The organism is Chryseobacterium manosquense (genome assembly GCF_014623485.1).
GTDB lineage: Bacteria > Bacteroidota > Bacteroidia > Flavobacteriales > Weeksellaceae > Kaistella > Kaistella haifensis.
Genome location: NZ_CP060203.1, coordinates 1981507 through 1999768 on the forward strand (window position 1 = coordinate 1981507; position 18262 = coordinate 1999768).

The 18262-nt window shown below is 38.6% G+C and carries 13 protein-coding genes; 7 read left to right on the plus strand and 6 right to left on the minus strand.

Translation table 11 applies throughout. The features are described 5' to 3' along the window. Positions 1–6 precede the first annotated feature (6 nt). From H0S70_RS09545 to rimP, 6 genes are all read right to left on the minus strand, one after another. Positions 7–1935: a putative porin gene (locus H0S70_RS09545; RefSeq protein ID WP_188320622.1), complete on the minus strand. Its 1929-nt coding sequence runs from the start codon at positions 1933–1935 to the stop codon at positions 7–9. Positions 1936–2038: 103 nt separating this feature from the next. Further along, a complete protein-coding gene (locus H0S70_RS09550) occupies positions 2039–3535 on the minus strand; it encodes a RagB/SusD family nutrient uptake outer membrane protein (RefSeq protein ID WP_188320623.1) in 1497 nt (498 codons plus the stop codon). A gap of 12 nt (positions 3536–3547) precedes the next feature. Next, complete coding sequence (locus H0S70_RS09555) at positions 3548–6580, minus strand: SusC/RagA family TonB-linked outer membrane protein (RefSeq protein ID WP_188320624.1); 3033 nt, start codon at positions 6578–6580, stop codon at positions 3548–3550. Positions 6581–7011: 431 nt separating this feature from the next. Next, positions 7012–9879 (minus strand): translation initiation factor IF-2, encoded by a 2868-nt coding sequence (gene infB, locus H0S70_RS09560; protein ID WP_188320625.1) that lies wholly within the window; start codon positions 9877–9879, stop codon positions 7012–7014. Positions 9880–9950: 71 nt separating this feature from the next. Continuing rightward, positions 9951–11198: a transcription termination factor NusA gene (nusA, locus tag H0S70_RS09565; RefSeq protein WP_188320626.1), complete on the minus strand. Its 1248-nt coding sequence runs from the start codon at positions 11196–11198 to the stop codon at positions 9951–9953. Positions 11199–11325: 127 nt separating this feature from the next. Continuing rightward, positions 11326–11793 (minus strand): ribosome assembly cofactor RimP, encoded by a 468-nt coding sequence (rimP, locus tag H0S70_RS09570; RefSeq protein ID WP_188320627.1) that lies wholly within the window; start codon positions 11791–11793, stop codon positions 11326–11328. A gap of 207 nt (positions 11794–12000) precedes the next feature. Between rimP and H0S70_RS09575 the strand changes: the two genes are divergently transcribed. From H0S70_RS09575 to H0S70_RS09605, 7 genes are all read left to right on the plus strand, one after another. Beyond that, a complete protein-coding gene (locus tag H0S70_RS09575; RefSeq protein WP_188320628.1) occupies positions 12001–12978 on the plus strand; it encodes a hypothetical protein in 978 nt (325 codons plus the stop codon). A gap of 38 nt (positions 12979–13016) precedes the next feature. Continuing rightward, a complete protein-coding gene (locus H0S70_RS09580; RefSeq protein ID WP_123903717.1) occupies positions 13017–13865 on the plus strand; it encodes an ABC transporter permease in 849 nt (282 codons plus the stop codon). Positions 13866–13929: 64 nt separating this feature from the next. Then, positions 13930–14298, plus strand: a complete 369-nt coding sequence (locus H0S70_RS09585; protein ID WP_228453710.1) for a four helix bundle protein — start codon at positions 13930–13932, stop codon at positions 14296–14298. A gap of 62 nt (positions 14299–14360) precedes the next feature. Next, entirely contained in the window at positions 14361–15653 is a 1293-nt protein-coding gene (locus H0S70_RS09590) for an ABC transporter ATP-binding protein (RefSeq protein ID WP_188320629.1), read from the plus strand. Continuing rightward, a complete protein-coding gene (locus tag H0S70_RS09595) occupies positions 15647–16630 on the plus strand; it encodes a glycosyltransferase family 2 protein (RefSeq protein WP_188320630.1) in 984 nt (327 codons plus the stop codon). The genes H0S70_RS09590 and H0S70_RS09595 overlap by 7 nt, the downstream gene beginning before the upstream one ends. Beyond that, entirely contained in the window at positions 16620–17459 is an 840-nt protein-coding gene (locus H0S70_RS09600; protein ID WP_088264934.1) for a glycosyltransferase family 2 protein, read from the plus strand. The genes H0S70_RS09595 and H0S70_RS09600 overlap by 11 nt, the downstream gene beginning before the upstream one ends. After that, positions 17459–18262, plus strand: a complete 804-nt coding sequence (locus H0S70_RS09605; protein WP_188320631.1) for a glycosyltransferase — start codon at positions 17459–17461, stop codon at positions 18260–18262. The genes H0S70_RS09600 and H0S70_RS09605 overlap by 1 nt, the downstream gene beginning before the upstream one ends.

Genomic DNA, 18262 nt, shown 5'->3' on the forward strand with positions numbered 1-18262 from the left:
ATAATCTTAACTGAATAAATACCAAACAATCCCCAGATTCAGTCGGAAATCATAAATCGGATAATTTGGCGCGGTGAAAGATTTGTTCTGCATGAAAGTAGTGTTCAGATGTTGCGCTTCGATAAAAAAGAACATCCGTTTCACTTTCAGGTTGAAATAGACATCGGCAATTGGTTGTCCGCCGATGGAATAGGAATTGGCATTCGGTAAAATAAATTCGTTCAGCACCGGAAAATATTCCCGTGAAGCGAACTTAGTGAAATAATACACCTTGATTCCAGCTTGAATTTCCGCTGCTTTTTTGAATGCTTTGGATTGCCAAAAAAGGTTGGCTCTACCAATAAAATTAGGCATTGGCAACAAATCTTTATTCCCAATTGCACTTTGGAAAAGCACTTTCGGATTCAAATGGAAGTTGCCATAAGAAAAGGTGGCTTCTCCACCAATTTGGGAAATATTTAAAGAAGAACTGCTCTGCTGTGGTTGTGCATCGGCATCGAGGTAAGTATAATTATCAATTCTGAAATAATTTCCAAAAACACTGCTTTTAAACCATTTTAGGTTTACATCACCTCCAATTTCGGTAATCGATTCATTGTTTGGATTTTCTAAATTATAATTGAATTTGCGGTAAATCGAAGGATTCATCAGCAAATTAAAGCTCGGGGATGCGGTTTGGAAATTCACCTTAGCATTGACGAAATACCCTTCAATCGGTTCGAATTTCAGTAAGTTTTGCGAACGTAGAAAACTCCCAAACTCGCTACCATTGGAAAACTCCAAATTGGAATTAAGAGCGACTTTGTTCCAAAGCTTAATTTGTAAATTACCTACTGCGCCAATTCGGTTTTCAGATCTTTCTTGGGGAATATTCAAAGCATCGGGCAATGCGGTTCCTATTCCAAATTTGATCAATTGATGGCGAACTCCCGCGTCTAATTTGAAGTGTTCTTTGTCGAAAAGAATACTTACGGTATTGCTCAAATTCTTGGAATATTTCTTCGAAGAAAGTGGATAATCGATCAGCTCATCAGCTTCGGTGAAATAATATTCTTCCGCTGAAGATTGATTATAGTAATATTTATTGGCTTGATGAAAGATGGTATGTCTAATTTTAAAAGGAAATTTCTCCGATGCAAAAGGCCGGAATTGTTGGCTGAAATAATACCTTCTGTAAGAAAATCTGGAATCCGACCCAGAAAGGTTGACCGGCAAATTCAGACGGTTATCGAAATTACTGTTTCCATCGAGGAAAAGACTGATGTCGGAAACACCGCCATTCTCTTGATTATTCACATTTTGATGCAGATAATGGGCGAAAGCTTCGTATTTTGTGTTCTTGGAAGTATAATGTCCAGAAAAAATGATATTGTTGTTAGAAGCCAAATTATTCTGATAGACTCCCAAAGACCTTAAACCCATGTACTCTACCGCAAAGTTGAAATTCTTACCAATGTTTTGAGTGTAAGTGGATTGCAGTGCTGCTCCACTGCTCACGGAATTATGATGCACGAAAGCCGTGGTGGGGGTTTTCACATCGTAATACTTAACGTCATTAACACCAAGAATTATGAATGATTTATTTGTTGGAAGCAAGGATAGATTTTGCTCGGGATTTACCTCATAAACCAGCGGTTGATAACCTGAACCGATGTTGGCAAACTGTATTTTCCCAAAATTATCGCGGTTATTGTATTGCGAAAAGATATAGGTTTTGTCGTGGCTCAAAACCGTATCGAAAATCTTTTTCTCAGAAAACTGAGTTTGAAAAGTATAATCGTAGATGGTAGGTTTAAAGATGGTCAATGAATCTTTGCTTCCGGAATCAATAACCAGGGTATCCTGAGGTTTCACTCTGTTGGAATCGGTTTTGTTGACGACCTGCGCAACAAGCAGACTTTTGCAAAATAATAGACAGAGAAAGAAGTATTTCATTGTTAAACTTTGGACTACAAATGTAAGAAATATAGGGAAATAAAAAGAATCCGTCTCATCAAGTTGCGAGACGGATTCTCCATTAGTAAAACCTGTATTCTGATTATTTCAACTTAGGATTGTTGTTGATTTCCGCCTGTGGAATATCCATGGACAGTCTGTCGTCATCATAACTGAAAGTCTGGCCTGCAAAGAACAGGTGGTTAGGCCCTCTCTTGATGGTAGCCTTGTTTCTCTTCATTGCTAAGTAACTCTTACCTTCACCCCAAAGTTCAATCTTGGTTTGCAGATAGATTTCATTAAGTAATGCAGCTCCGGACAAACCATCGATATAACTTACATCAGTAATTCTCTGGGTAAGGAAGTCCTTAAGGATTGTTTTAGCCTGACCCTCATTGCCTGATTTTGCAAGTGTTTCAGCTGCTAACAAATGGAATTCGTCTGCACGCATAAACAGGTAATCTGTTGTAACGATTCTCTGTCCTCCGATTGTTCTTCCCGGAGCATAGAACTTATTCGCAGGAACTGAAGGATAATCAAATGCTCCAGGTGCGTTTGCAGGTGCCATTGTGAAACCGTCTTCAGTCTCGTTAATAGATACAAACTGATTCTTTCTGATATCATCAGCTCTTATCGCGTTATACAAATCAAGGTCAATTGATTTCGCGTCTCCTACCCAAGAGTAAGAATAAGTAAAGATATCTGCCTGTCCCCACCAGCTGATCAGATCAAGATCATTTGCCTCTGTAAGGTCGAAGCCCCACATCCAGCTGTTGGTCTTAAGATCATTGAATCCACCTCCAGAGCCTGAAGTTTCATCAAAAACGGTTTCTTCTTTGGACGTTTTAGGGAACTTTGCTATAATCTCCTGAGACAATGTAGCTGCTTTTGCATTCTCACCCATTGCTGCGTAAGTATAAGCCAGTAATCCTTTCGCTACATCCTGGTTAATCATCCCTTTGTTTGCCCGGGAGAATCCTTGTAATAAGGTAACGGCCTCGGTAAGATCCTTTACAATCTGAGCATAGATTTCAGACTGTTTTGCTTTTGGCAGAGCCTGTACCCCTGCATCAATATACAAAGGAATAGCCGGTGCAGCTGGATCATATTTCGTAGTGAAATATTGGGTAAGATAAAAATAGGCATATGCACGCATCGCTTTCGCCTGCCCCATTGCAGCTTTATCCGCCGCAGATGCAGGAACTGCATCATTACCGCCTAACCCGGCGATTACGTCATTTGCAGCATATGCAATCCGGTAATAATACCTCCATGGCTTGTAATTCGCATTGTTGGTAAAGTCAGTAGTCGCAGTAAGGTTAGCGATATTTCTGTACCAACCATAAGTTACACCGCTAAGTACCATATCTGCTGACAACATATCAGATACAAGGTCGTAACCTTTTTGTCCGTAGTCATCATCATTTGTAGTACCACCAGTACCGGTGTTTACCATCATCAGGTAAAGACCGTTCAGTTTAGCCTGAGCTGGCGGGTTTGCCAGAGTTTTTGTAGGCTCGCTCTGCAAAAACTCCTCTCTACAGGAAGTTGTCGTTAAAAGCAGTCCCATTAGGGAACTTAATATAAGTATTTTTTTCATTTTCTGTAAAATTTAGAAGTTTGTTTTTACACCAAACGTGATGGTAGAAAGTGGTGAATATCTGTAAGTATTACTGTTTCCTGTTTCAGAAGTAGTAGGGTTGAATCCTTTTCTCTTCGTCTGAATCCACAGGTTATCACCTGTTAACGAAACAGTAAGTCCGTTTAATCCAAGTCCCGCAAAATATTTGTTCGGCATGGTATAAGCCAACCTTACATTATTAAGTACAAGATAGTCAGATTTAGTAAGGAATCTGGTTGACATACTGTTGTAGTTGGTATCGCCGGTTCTGTTACTTGTTAATCTTGGAACATTGGTAATATCACCAGGGTTCTGCCATCTGTCCAGGATATCGGTACTCCAGTTGTTGTTTCCAACTACACTATTGTGCATTAATCCCGCATATGCGAAATCGTACGAATAACCACCGATTCCGTAAAGGAACTGTGCAGATAATGAAAGTGCTTTATAACCCGCATTAACAGAGAATGCACCTCTTAAATCTGGGATTGCAGATTTACCAACATATTTCTGAGTTGCTTGCGCATAAACTTCGGTAGTTCCTTCTAAAATAGTAGCTCCCGGATTCTGTGCCAGGAATTCTGTTAAAGATGCAATCTGCTCACCTCCATCGAACTTACCGTTACCGTTCTTATCGGTATAGCTTACGTTCCACATTGCAGCTCCGGTCTGAGGATTAACCCCTGCCCACTCTCTCATATAGAAATCATAAAGTGAGTGACCTTCTGATCTACCGAATCCTGATTCTGCAAGATCAATAATTTTTGGAAGACCTGTAGTGGCATCAATCGGCATTCTGGTTAATTTATTTTTTAACCACTCTCCGTTTAGGGAAAGATCTAAATAGAAATCTTCTTTATTGATCACGTGACCGGTTAAAGTAAATTCAACACCCTGGTTAACCAAAAGACCGTCGTTTACTTTCATAATTGCGTTACCTGTCGAAGGTGCAAGTCTGTTATCAAAGATGAGATTATCAGTTGTTTTGTGGTAATAATCTACAGCACCTTCGATGATTCTGTTCTTGAACAGTGTGAATTCCATTCCTGCATCAAAAGTTTTGGACTTTTCCCATGTTAAATCTGGATAACCAATTCTGTCGAATGCCGCTGCCGGAAGCCCCATAAAGTTTCCTGGATTATACACGTTGTATCCTGGGTAATATCCCATATTTTGGTCTGCAGCATCTCTGGAAACAATCGACTGATCCCCTACAATACCATAGCTGGCTTTTAACTTAAGTTTATTAAATACGGTGCTGTTCTGCATGAAGTTCTCCTTGTTCACAACCCATCCTAAACCTACAGAGTAGAAGGTATCCCACTTATCATTTAAGAATCTGGAAGTACCGTCTCTCCTTACACTGGCAGAAAGTAGATATTTCCCGTCATAATCATACATGGCCTGCCCGAAATAACTTTCAAGTGCGTAGTTATACATGTAAGAGTAAGCCGGGTTCTGGTTAATAGCGTTGTTGAATTCGCCACCATCCGGAATTACAAGACCGTATTTAGATGCAGAAAGGTAGTTGTACTTCCAGTCTGTACTTTCGTGTGCCACAAATGCCTGAACACCATGGTTCCCGAAACGGTTCATATAACGCAACAATTGCAAGAAGTTATAAGAGAATAACTCTGTACGCTCCTTGTAAAGAGATCCGTACTGGGAAGCGGAACTTCCGTAATATGGGTTACTATAATCGTTTCTTGAGTTATTGTAGTACTGCCCACCGATTCTTGTTTCGAAACTTAATTTTTTGGTAATATCCGCTTTTAAGAAGAAGTTCGCATTAACCTCGTGTTTCTTTCTGTTATCAAGATTATAAGTCGCATCGGCAATGGAGTTGGTTAAAGCACCAAAACCTCTACCGTTACCGTAATCATACTGGTATCCACCATAATATGGATCATTTACGAAGCCACCCTGAGCATTTCTAAGGAACAATGGATAGATAGATGGAATGTTATCTACGAACCAGAAGATACTTCCACTGTCTTCAGTCTGTCCGTTTCTGTCGGTATCAGAGTAAGCATAACCCATGTTGAATTCTCCTTTCAACCAGGATTTTGCCTGGTGAGTAAGGTTTAATCTACCACTGTAACGCTCGTACTTGGAGTTAATGGTATAACCTTCATCTTTTAGATAACCTATACCTGTATAATAAGTAGTTTTACCTTCACCACCGCTGATGCTGAAGTTGGTTTCAGATCTCATTGAGGTCTGGAAACCGTAATCCCGCCAGTCTTCCGGGCTGTATTTTCTGGTAACGCCGTCTCTCACCATTTTCGTCGCAGGATCTATCAGCTGTGCAGCATTAGCGTTCCACATATTGTACTGTGGTCTGATCCCTTGCGTAGAGAACAAACGTGCGTTCGCATAAGCTACAGGATCTGCACTGCCGTTAAATTTACCTTGGTTATAAAGTGCCTCCCAGGAAAGACCGATATACTGCTCAGGGCTGCGGATTACGTCATAACGTGGAATAAGCGGTGCATTGAAACCAATTCTGGTATCAATGGTTACCACATCTCTTCCAGATTTACCTTTCTTGGTCTGAATCAATACTACACCATTCGCACCTCTGGAACCGTAAATAGCGGTTGCAGTAGCATCTTTCAGCACGGTCATATTCTCGATGTCATCCGGGTTGATTGCCGATACGTTACCGTTGAAAGGAATACCGTCAAGAACGTACAAAGGCTCTCTGTTACCACTTACTGAACCGAATCCTCTGATTCTGATAGATGGTTCGGAACCTGGCTGTCCAGAGGTCGTGATTACTCTTACCCCAGCTGCTTCTCCGGTAAGAGCTTGCGCCACGTTCGATACATTTTTCTTGGAAATGTTTTCGCTCCCTACTTTAGAAACCGATCCTGTGTAATCTTCTTTTTTTACAGCGGTATACCCTACAATTACAACTTCATCAACTTCAGCTACCCTTGTTGAATCCGTTTGGGCTAAAGCAATTCCTCCTCCTAAAAAGAAGAGAACTCCTGCTCCTAGAACTTTAGTTTTTAAATTCATATTAACACTTTTTTAATATTATGGGTACAAATATGTTAATAAATTTTAACACTAACAAATTTTACAAAATCTTTTAGAATGACAATGAATGTATTATCAATAATATTTCTTCAAAAAAATGAGAAAAATAAGACTCAACACCAAATATGTTAGATTCACCACACAAAAACAAAACAATTGTTTAATAAAAAATAAATTATTTTTTTTTGTAATTTACATAGATATCTAAGAAAAAATTAGAATTTACATGAAAAAAAACAAAATATTTATTTAATAGACACGAAAATAAAGATAAAGCCAACAACAATACAATGGATAATGACGAGAAGAATATCAAAAACAATATTATTGTATTCAAAAGAAATGAGTCTACTCAAAAAAAAACTGCTCCACTAATAGTGAAACAGTTTTTACAATTATTTTAAAGGTCGTTATTTCAGTTTTTTCTTCACAGCTACTTCCTCGTATACTTCCAGGATATCACCAACTTCGATGTCGTTGTATCCCTTGATGTTCAATCCACACTCGTAACCTTTGGTTACTTCTTTCACATCGTCTTTGAAACGCTTCAAACTTTCAAGTTCACCATCGAATTTCACGATACCGTCACGCAGCAATCTGACTTTCGAATTTCGGGTTACTTTACCGCTGAGGACCATACATCCTGCGATCGTTCCTACTTTGGTGATTTTGAAGGTTTCGCGGATTTCTACGATTCCAATTACTTGCTCTTGAATTTCCGGAGAAAGCATTCCCTCCATCGCTTCTTTTACTTCATCGATCGCTTTATAGATGACAGAATAAGTTCTGATTTCGATTTCTTCTTTATCGGCTAAATCTTTTGCATTGGCACCCGCTCTCACGTTGAAACCAATCATAATCGCATCAGAAGCTGCTGCTAAAAGCACATCAGATTCGGTAATCTGACCAACACCTTTGTGAATAATATTGATACTGATCTCTTCTGTTGAAAGTCTTTGCAACTGATCCGAAAGCGCTTCTACGGAACCGTCCACATCCCCTTTCAGGATAATATTAAGTTCTTTGAAATCTCCAAGCGCGATACGTCTTCCCAATTCATCCAATGTAAGGTGCTTTTTGGTTCTGATCGATTGCTCTCTTTGGAGTTGCTCACGTTTTGTTGCGATGGTTTTCGCTTCTCTTTCATCTGCAAATACTCTGAATTTGTCACCTGCAGTAGGTGCGCCGTCTAATCCTAAGATCGTAACCGGGATTGAAGGTCCTGCAGATTCCATAGGTTTTCCTCTTTCATCCAGCATTGCTTTCACTTTACCGTGATTTTTACCTGCAAGAATATAGTCTCCTACTTTAAGCGTACCGCTCTGAACAAGGATCGTAGAAATGTATCCTCGTCCTTTATCCAAAGAAGCTTCGATTACAACTCCCTGAGCATTTTTGTTCGGATTAGCCTTTAATTCCAGCATTTCTGCCTGAAGCAATACTTTCTCCAGCAAAGCATCCATATTGTTACCAAACTTAGCAGAAACCTCCTGAGATTGAACATTTCCTCCCCATTCTTCTACCAGAATATTCATTGCTGATAGTTGCTGACGGATGTTGTCCGGGTTAGAGTTTGGCTTATCCACTTTGTTTAAAGCGATAATCATCGGAACTCCAGCAGCCTGTGCGTGAGAAATTGCTTCTTTAGTTTGTGGCATCACATCATCATCGGCAGCGATTACGATAATTGCGATATCGGTAATTTGTGCTCCACGTGCTCTCATTGCAGTAAACGCTTCGTGACCTGGTGTATCAAGGAAGGTAATTCGTTGACCATTTTCCAATTTCACGTTGTAAGCACCAACGTGCTGAGTAATACCACCGGATTCACCGGCAATTACGTTGGTTTTTCTGATATAATCGAGTAAAGATGTTTTACCATGATCTACGTGTCCCATTACGGTAACAATTGGAGCTCTTGGCAACAAATCTTCTTCTTTATCTACATCTTCTTCAACCGCAGATTCTTCAAGATCCGCATCAGAGAATTCAATTTTGTACCCGAATTCATCCGCTACTAGCAATAATGTATCTGCTTCTAATCGCTGGTTCATGGTCACCATTACTCCAAGCGAGAAACATGCAGAAATTACTTCTGTAGGGCTCACGTTCATTAAACTTGCTAATTCCCCAACAGTAATAAATTCTGTTACCTTTAGCGTTCTGTCTGCTGCATCAATTTCTTGCTGAAGCTCATCCTGTTCTCTTCGGTAAACTCTTTTTTCTTTTCTATATTTCGCTCCTTTATTTTTCCCTCCTTTATTGGTGAGTTTTTCTAAAGTTTCTTTAATTTGATTCTTAACCTGCTCATCGGTAAGCTCTACAGGCATAGTAGGCGCTCCTCTCCGGCTTCCACCTTTTCCAGCATTTGCACCACCTTGGTAACCAGGTCTGTTTCCCCCTTGTCCGTGCGGGCGGTTGTTGTTACCTCCCTGACCTTGTGGGCGATTCCCTTGGTTATTTCCTTGGTTATTTCCTTGTCCTTGGGTGTTGCTTCCCGGAGTATTCGGCTTTTCGATTCTTTTTCTTTTCTTTTTCGCCGCTGCACTATTGGCTCCGCCTTGTGGCTTTGGCTTATTGAATTGAGAAAGATCTACCGTTTGTTTTAGAATTTTAACTCCTTCCAGTTTCTGATAAACAGTTTCTATTTTATCGTTTTGTGCTGGCGCTTCGCTAGTTACACTGGTTGTTTCTGCAGATTTTTCAACAGCAGGTACTGGATTTTCAGCTTTTGGAGCAGGAGTTTCCTCAACTTTTGGAGCTGGTTTTTCTTCCTCTTTTTTAGGCTGTTCTTTTTTAGATGGTTTTGGTCGGTGACCTTCGATTTGCGAAAGATCGATTTTATCTAAAACTTTAAATTCTTGTTTTTCAGAAGGTGCAGGAGTTACGGGAACTTCTACTTGCGGAGCCACTTCTTCTTTCGGAGTTGGCTCTGGTTTCACTTCTTCCTGAACCTCAGCTTTTTTGGGTTCAAGGTCTATTTTACCCAAAACTTTTGTTTCAGGTCTCAGGCTAGCTTTGGCTCTTATTACCTCAGGTGTAGAAGGTTCAATTTCCAGTTTCTCTTCCGGAACTTTAATCATCACGACCTCATGGGAAGCTTTTCTTTGTTCACCATCTTTGGCGAACTCAGCTTCCAATGCAGAATATGCCGATTCTTCCAATTGAGCGTTCGGGTTATTTTCTACCTCAATACCTTTGGATTGTAGAAATTCTACCAATCGTGACATCGAGATATTAAATTCCTTAACCGCTTTGTTTAATCTAATTTTGGGCATGTATAATTTATACTTTTATTTAATTTTCGGTAAAGTTAATGCTTTTCCTTTAATATGAAGATTTTTCAGGATTAGTCTTCAAACTCTTCCTTCAAAATTTGTTTTACCTCTTCAATGGTTTCTTCTTCCAAATCTACCATTTTCAATAGTGCATCGGTTTCTTTGTCCAAGATGCTTTTCGCTGTAGTAAGTCCTACTTTCTCGAATTCGTCGATGATCCATTGTTCGATATCGCCTTCTTCGGTACCTGCGAATTCTTTCAATTCTACATCGTCATCTTCGCTGGCCTCTCTATAAACATCGATTTCATAACCGCTTAACCAAGAAGCTAATCGGATGTTTTGTCCTTGCTTTCCAATCACTCTTGAAATCTCCTCAACCGGCGTGTACACTAAGGCATACTGTGTTTCCGGATTGATCTCAATTTTATTGATAGTGATGTTTCCTAATGCTCTTTTCACCAAGATTTCAGGGTTTTTAGACCATTGAATTACGTCAATATTTTCGTTTTTCAATTCCCTTACTACTCCATGAATTCTAGATCCTTTCACCCCCACACAAGCTCCTACAGGATCAATTCTGTCATCGTACGCATCTACCGCGATTTTCGCTTTTTCACCCGGGATTCTCACTACTTTTTTCAAAATAATGGTACCATCCTGGATTTCAGGAATTTCAAGCTCCAAAAGTTTTTCCAAGAACTTCGGTGCAGTTCGGGAAACAATAATTTGTGGTTTTGCTCCTTTGAAATCTACACTTTCTACCACTGCTCTTACGTTTTCTCCTTTTTTGAAGAAATCCGAAGGAATCTGATTTTCTTTTGGCAAAATAAATTCATTGTCTTCATCATCTAACAAAATCACGTGTTTGTGACGAATATGGTGAACTTCTCCCACAACAATCTCTCCGATTCTATCACGGAACTGATCATATAAAACCCCGTTGTTGTGCTCCTGAAGCTTTGTAGCAAGAATTTGCTTTAAAGTAAGAATACTTCTTCTTCCCAATTTCTCGATTGGAATTTCTTCAGTAAAATCTTCACCAACCTCGAAAGTTGGATCTATCTTTTTAGCTTCAGAAATTTCAATTTCCAAATCATCGTCTTCCGACATTTCGTCTTCAACGATTGTTTTGTTCAAAAAGATTTGAAAATCTCCTTTATCAGGGTTTACGATTACATCAAAATGATCATCAGAATCAAATCTTTTTCTTAATAAAGTTTTCAATGAATCTTCAATAATCGCCATCAAGTAAATCTTGCTGATGTTTTTATCTTCTTTGAAATCGCCAAATGCTTCAATCAATGCTAAACCGTCCATTATTTTTTATTTTATTTTTAAATTCCCGAATGTTGCCGGGAGAAGTTGAAAGCGCCGAAACGCTTGAACTACAATGAAATTACTATTATTTTTTTCGGATATTCCTTCGAATAACCTTTTTCTTCTTTTAAAACTTTATTGCGACCAATGCTTTTTTGATCTCGGTGTAAGGAATTTCTTTATCTTCTTCTACATCCACCTTTCCTTTACCTATTTCTTTAGGTTTTCTGTATCTCAACACCAAAGTGATGTGATCTTCTTCCACTTTCGCAAGTTCTCCCTCGATTTTTGTGGAATCGGCAAGCAGAATATCGAGTTCACGACCCAAGTTTTTTCTAAATTGTCTTGGTGTTACCAGCGGCTCACTCAATCCTGCACTCATTACTTGAAGGGAAAAATCATGCTCTTCGCGATCCATATTAAATTCAATCGCACGACTTGCATCCAAGCAATCCTGCAACGTAACACCACTGTCGCCATCGAGGATTACCGTGATATCATCGCTTGCGGAAAACTTCAGATCGATCAGGAACAAATCCGTTCTTTCCGCTAAAAACTGATGAAGCAGTTCTTCTATTTTTTTTCTAAATTCCATAACCTTAATTTGAGTTACGAAAAAAGGCATTCTTGCGAAGGCCTTTTCATTGTTTTCCGTAAATCCGATGCAAATATACAAATTTTTGATAAAACTACAAATTACTACCAAGAATCAAATCTTGAAAATCAGGCAACAATGTATAAATTCTTTATATTTGCAAGGATCTACTGAAGACAGCATTTCTCTATTAAAAAAACACCTGATTTGAAACTAAATTTATTTTCCAAACTTGTTTTCGCGGCATTATTGGCTTTCGTGGTCAATAGTTTTATGTATTTTTCGTTTGGAAATATTTATTCATCCAAGATCCTCAACTACGCAGATTTTCAGGCGCAATTTAAATCTGGAATTTATCAGTATAGAAAACTCAGCGGTTATTTCTTGATTGGAATTTATGATTTTTTATCTTCATTAAATATTGATTATCAAATATTTAAATTAAAATTTTTTAATTCGGAATCCGACCCGAAAATGTATTTGTCATTTTATATTTTGAATACATTTTTCCTAATGCTTACCGCTGTTTTGATGGTTTTCATTACCGAAAAGAAAAATTTCGTCGCTACTTCCTCCGAAAAAATCCTGCTGATCGCGATTTGCATCTTCACAATTGGTATTTCTCAGTTTGTCCTTGTTCCTTACGATGTTTCGAGTTATTTTTTAATATTGATTTTCTTTTGGTTTTTATTGAAATATTTGGAACAAACTTCAGCCAAAAATCTCATCATACTGGTCGCGATTTTGGCAATTTCTACTGTTAATAGAGAATCCTCCGCATTGTCGATTTCCTTGGCTGCAACATTGCTCTATTCGAAATTCGGAATCAGAAAAGAAAGTATTTTTCCTGTGGCGGTTTTAGGCATTTCTTTCGTGGCAATTTATCTCGGAATGCGGTTTTTACAAGGGAATTTCACCACCAATGACGGCAATCTTTTCCTGCAAAATTTCACAGATCCAAAAAATGGGTTGGGAATCTTGTTTTGGGCAGTGTTTTTTGTTTTCACAGTAATTTTAGCCAAAGATAAACAGAGCAGAAACTTTATTTTTCTATTTCATTTTTTCTCGATTCCCTATATCGCGATGTGCTTTTATACGGGAATTATCTATGAAATCCGACTTTATGTTCCGATATTTCTCATTTCACTCTTGATTGGAAAGCTTCACCTTCAAAAAATTGAATAATTTACCTTATTTTTGAAAAAAATTTATTCTTTTCACAAATGAGCGAACCCCAACAACAATGGACCGAAACCATTGAAGCGAAACATTCCCTTTTCGATTTGAAATTAGGCGAAGTTTGGCGATACAAAGATTTAGTTTATATGTTTGTAAAACGGGATTTTGTATCCAGTTTCAAGCAAACGGTTTTGGGTCCAATTTGGTTTTTCATCAATCCGATTTTTACAACGATTGTCTACATTTTTGTATTTGGAAACCTTGCAAAATTGCCTACAGATGGCGCTCCGAAGATTCTTTTCTACTTAGTAGGTGTTACGTTATGGAATTATTTTTCCAGTTGTCTCACCGGCACTTCCTATACTTTTGCGGGCAACGCGGGGATTTTCGGGAAAGTGTATTTTCCAAGACTTGTTACCCCGATTTCGGTAGTGATTTCTAACTTAATGAAGTTTGGGGTTCAGTTCGCTTTATTTCTTGTTTTTTTCTTTTATTATTGGTACAAAGGCGAAGTACAGCCCAATTGGTGGGTTTTGGCAACACCTTTTCTTATCATCTTAATGGCAGCTTTCGCATTGGGTGCAGGAATGATTTTTTCGGCACTCACCACAAAATACCGAGATTTGAATATGCTTTTGGGATTCGGGGTGAGTTTATACATGTACGCAACTCCGGTGATTTACCCGGTCTCTGCGCTTTCTGGAATTTGGAAAAAACTAGCAATGTACAATCCATTAACCGGGATTTTCGAATGTTTTAAATATGGTTGGTTAGGAAAAGGCGAATTTTCCATACAAATGTTACTAATCAGCACTGTTATCATTTTCGCTATTTTGACCTTAGGAACCCTGATTTTCAATAAAGTAGAAAAAACTTTCATGGATACGGTGTAAGGAGGTTACAAAGTGATGAGGTGATGAAGTTACGAGGTGATAAAATTATTAAACTGGATGAAATATGGAAGTAAAAATAACATCCCATAAAGATTTGAAAGTTTGGAAGGAATCCATGATCCTTGTAGAAAAAATATATGACCTCACAAGAACATTTCCAGACGAAGAAAAATATGTACTCGTTCCACAAATTCGCCGTTGTTCCATATCCGTTCCTTCAAATATCGCCGAAGGTTTTGCAAGAAAAGGAAATAAAGAATTACTGCAGTTTTTATTTATTGCCCTAGGATCTTTGTCTGAACTAGAAACCCAAATAGAAATAGCCTCACGTTTAAGATATTGCAAAGACATTAGTGAAATAATCAATCACATAAAGTTTATCCGAGTAATGCTGAGTCGCCTCATAACCTCCATAAAAAACAAACCATCATAACTTCATAACTTCATAACTTCATAACCTCGTAACCTCGTAACTCCATAACAACCTCAAAAAAAATGCTCGCATTAAAAGCTGAAAATATATCCAAACAATACCGCCTCGGACAGGTAGGAACAGGAACGCTTTCCCATGACCTAAACCGTTTTTGGCACCAGATCCGTGGAAAAGAAGATCCCTACCTTAAAATTGGCGAAGCCAATGATCGTTCTTCAAAAGGAGAAAGTGAGTATGTTTGGTCTCTCCGCGATATCAATTTTGAAATAGAACAGGGCGACGCAGTAGGAATTATTGGGAGAAATGGTGCCGGGAAATCTACACTGTTAAAACTTTTGAGTAAAGTCACCAAACCCACGACCGGTAAAATTTACACCAACGGCCGTATTGCCTCACTTCTGGAAGTAGGAACCGGTTTTCATCCTGAAATGACCGGACGCGAGAACGTTTTTTTAAACGGAGCCATTCTTGGTATGACTCGCAAAGAAATTACCCGTAAGTTTGACGAAATCGTTGATTTTTCTGGCGTAGAAAGATACATTGACACGCCTGTAAAAAGATACTCCTCGGGAATGTATGTTCGTCTTGCTTTTGCCGTAGCAGCTCACTTGGAATCTGAAATTTTAATTGTAGATGAAGTTCTAGCCGTTGGTGATGCAGAGTTTCAAAAAAAATGCCTCGGAAAAATGGGCGATGTGAGTAAGGGTGAAGGAAGAACGGTGCTGTTTGTGAGCCATGATCTGCGCGCTGTGAACAGGCTCTGTTCGAGTGCCATCTCGTTAAAACAGGGTTCAATACAGGAGAGTGGATCTACAGGAGAGGTAATTACGAACTATCTGAAGACCAACAACCAGCAGTGGAGCAATAAAGAGATTAATTTTCAGGTACCGCAGTCCGGGATATCAGTTACAAACATTAAATTTATTCAAAATCAAAAGCAGACTTTCACCCTTGAGCAGGGTCTGCCGTTCGAAGTACAGATAGACATCGACAATGCTCTGTCCGCGCCAACTTCATTTGAGTTCAACCTGGAATTGAAGAACCATTATGGCGAGGGCGTTACCAATTTTGGTAACGAATTTCAGCACAAACCCATGATGGTGCAACCGGGGCAAAACCATGTCCGTCTGGCTTTTAATGAACTGCCGCTGCGTGCCGGAGAGTACATGGTGGATGTCTGGGTAAACCTGCCGGATCTGAAAAAAAACATCTACATGCAGGAACTGCTCGAACTGCGAATAGAAAAAGCAGCTGACCTCTACTTTCTGAACCCGGACAGAATCTGGAGCAACTTCCCCAACCAGCCCCAACATGGCTACCTGCCGATGCATGCCAAAAACATTGAATTATGGTAAAAGAAGACATACTTCCAGAGAAAAATAAAGCGCAGCCATTGATCTCGGTGATTGTACCCTGTTACAATGTAGAACCCTATATAGCAGAATGCCTTGAAAGCGTACTTGCACAGACCTATCCTAATTACGAGGTAATTATTGTGGACGACGGCAGCACTGATGCTACACGTGACTGCATACAGCCTTTTCTGAAAGACAAAAGATTTAAACTTTTCAATCAGCCCAATGCAGGCCTGTCGGCAGCCAGAAATACCGGCCTCGAAGCTGTACAGGGTGAGTACATTGCTTTCCTGGACAGTGATGACATGCTGCATCCCGAATTTTTGAGGTTGCATTTAAAAGCCCTAACAGAAAACAATGCTGATATATCGTTTTGCGGGATAAAAAGATTTGAAAATTGTACCGATATCAGTACTGAATTATCCGATGAAAACAGCAACATAAAGAAGTTTAATTCCGTACAGATGTTATCCAACATCAATAGTACTGCAGATTCCAAATATATTGTAGTTTGGAACAAGACATATTCGTCCCGTCTGTTTCACAGACACCGGTTCGCGGAAGGAAAAATTTTTGAGGATGAGTATATCATGCATCACCTCATGGGAGACGCAAATAACATTGTAGAAATTTCGGAAGAACTGTACTACTACAGGCAACGGCATGGGAGCATCATCAATTCTGATTATTCTGATAAAAAATTCCAGCACGCCATGGGAGCTTTCAGAGACAGACAAGCATACTTCCGGACAAGAAAAATGGACTCGCAAAACCTGAAAAAAAGAATATGGCATTATGTATGGCATATCTGGCTTCAAAAAAAAAACCATGCAGCCAAAAAACACCTTCTGATGCATCCGTTTTCATTCATACAGTACGCACCCATGAATAAGCGCCAAGCGATAAAAAACTATATTTCCGTCGCAAAGTATTCTATCAAAAACCAAGCATCACAATATCTTCATAATGGAAAATAAGATCAGCATAATTGTCCCATGCTATAAGCAGGCACAATATCTGGATGAGTGTCTCCAGTCGGTTCTGAAGCAGACTTACCAGAACTGGGAATGCATTATCGTGAATGATGGTTCGCCTGATAATACAGAGGAGGTTGCACAAAAATGGATAGAAAGAGATAAACGATTTAGTTTACTGAACATTGAAAACGGTGGCGTTTCCCGAGCAAGAAACAAGGGTATAGAAGCAGCAAAAGGAGAATGGATTTTACCTTTGGACGCTGATGATAAAATTGGAGAAAAATATCTGGAATTAGCAGAAAAGGAATTTAACAAGGCAGATTTGATTTATGCAAATTCTTCATTTTTCGGAACTGTAAATAAAATATGGAACATACATTATACAAGCTATCAAGATTTACTTATTAATAACAAAATTTATTGTTCAGCATTATATAAAAAGAAAGATTGGGCAAATATAAACGGCTACGATGAAAACCTCCTTTCGGGATTTGAGGACTGGGAATTCTATATCAGGTTGTTAGATGATAGTAAAAATGTAATCAAAATTATTTACGAAGGTTTTTTTTATCGAAGAAAAGATGTTTCCAGAGATATAAACATCAACAAAAATATTGGGCTGCAGGAAAACGTTAAAAAATATATTTTCAAAAAAAATATAGATAAGTACCTGCAATATTTCCCATCTGTTCAAACCCTTGTATCAGAAAAAACAAACATTGGGCATAAGTATGAAAATGCAGAAAAAAAACTTTCAACAATAAAACAGGAACTGAACAAAAATATTATTACGAAAATTTTATACAGAATAATTCTCATTTTTTCATAATGCTCTCCATCATCATCTCCTCATACCAGCCACACTACTTTACTGCATTAGAAAAAAATATTGCTGAAACCATCGGTGTGCCTTATGAAATCATAAAAATCGACAACCCCGGTCTCATGGGCATCTGCGAAGCTTATAATAAAGGGGCAGAAAAAGCAAAATACGAGAATTTACTTTTTTTGCATGAAGATGTAATTTTCAACAATTTCAATTGGGGAAAAGAATTACTAAAACTTTTAGAATCCAAAGAAAATGGTGTTATAGGTGTTGCCGGTTGCTTTTATATTCCTAATGTTCCATTTGCATGGTGGGAATTGCCATTTACAGAATTTATAAATATAACTCAATTTAAAGATAGCGAGCTGATAAAGCAATATACCTTAGAAGAAGATAAAAATATTACAGCTTTAGATGGCGTATTCTTAGCTTGCCGAAGAGCAGTTTGGAAAGCCTTTCCTTTCAATGAAAATATTAAGGGCTTTCATGCGTATGATATAGATTTTTCCGTAAGGATTGCCGACAGCTATCAGAATATAGTAAGTTCCAAAATACTGCTAAGCCATTTCTCGCAAGGCAAGATGGATGAAAAATGGTTCCGGAGCCTGATTCAATCAAGGGACTGTTTTGCTGCCCCCCGATCCCAAAAAACCAACAAAAAATACGAATTCTTCTTTTATACTAAGTTTGAAGAGTACCTGAGTCAATTTCATTTTCCGAAAAAAGAAAAAAGGAAATTACTGTTAAAATACAACAAACCAAAGTTTATCGGCTACAAAGCTTTTTTACGAAATTTATTTAAATGA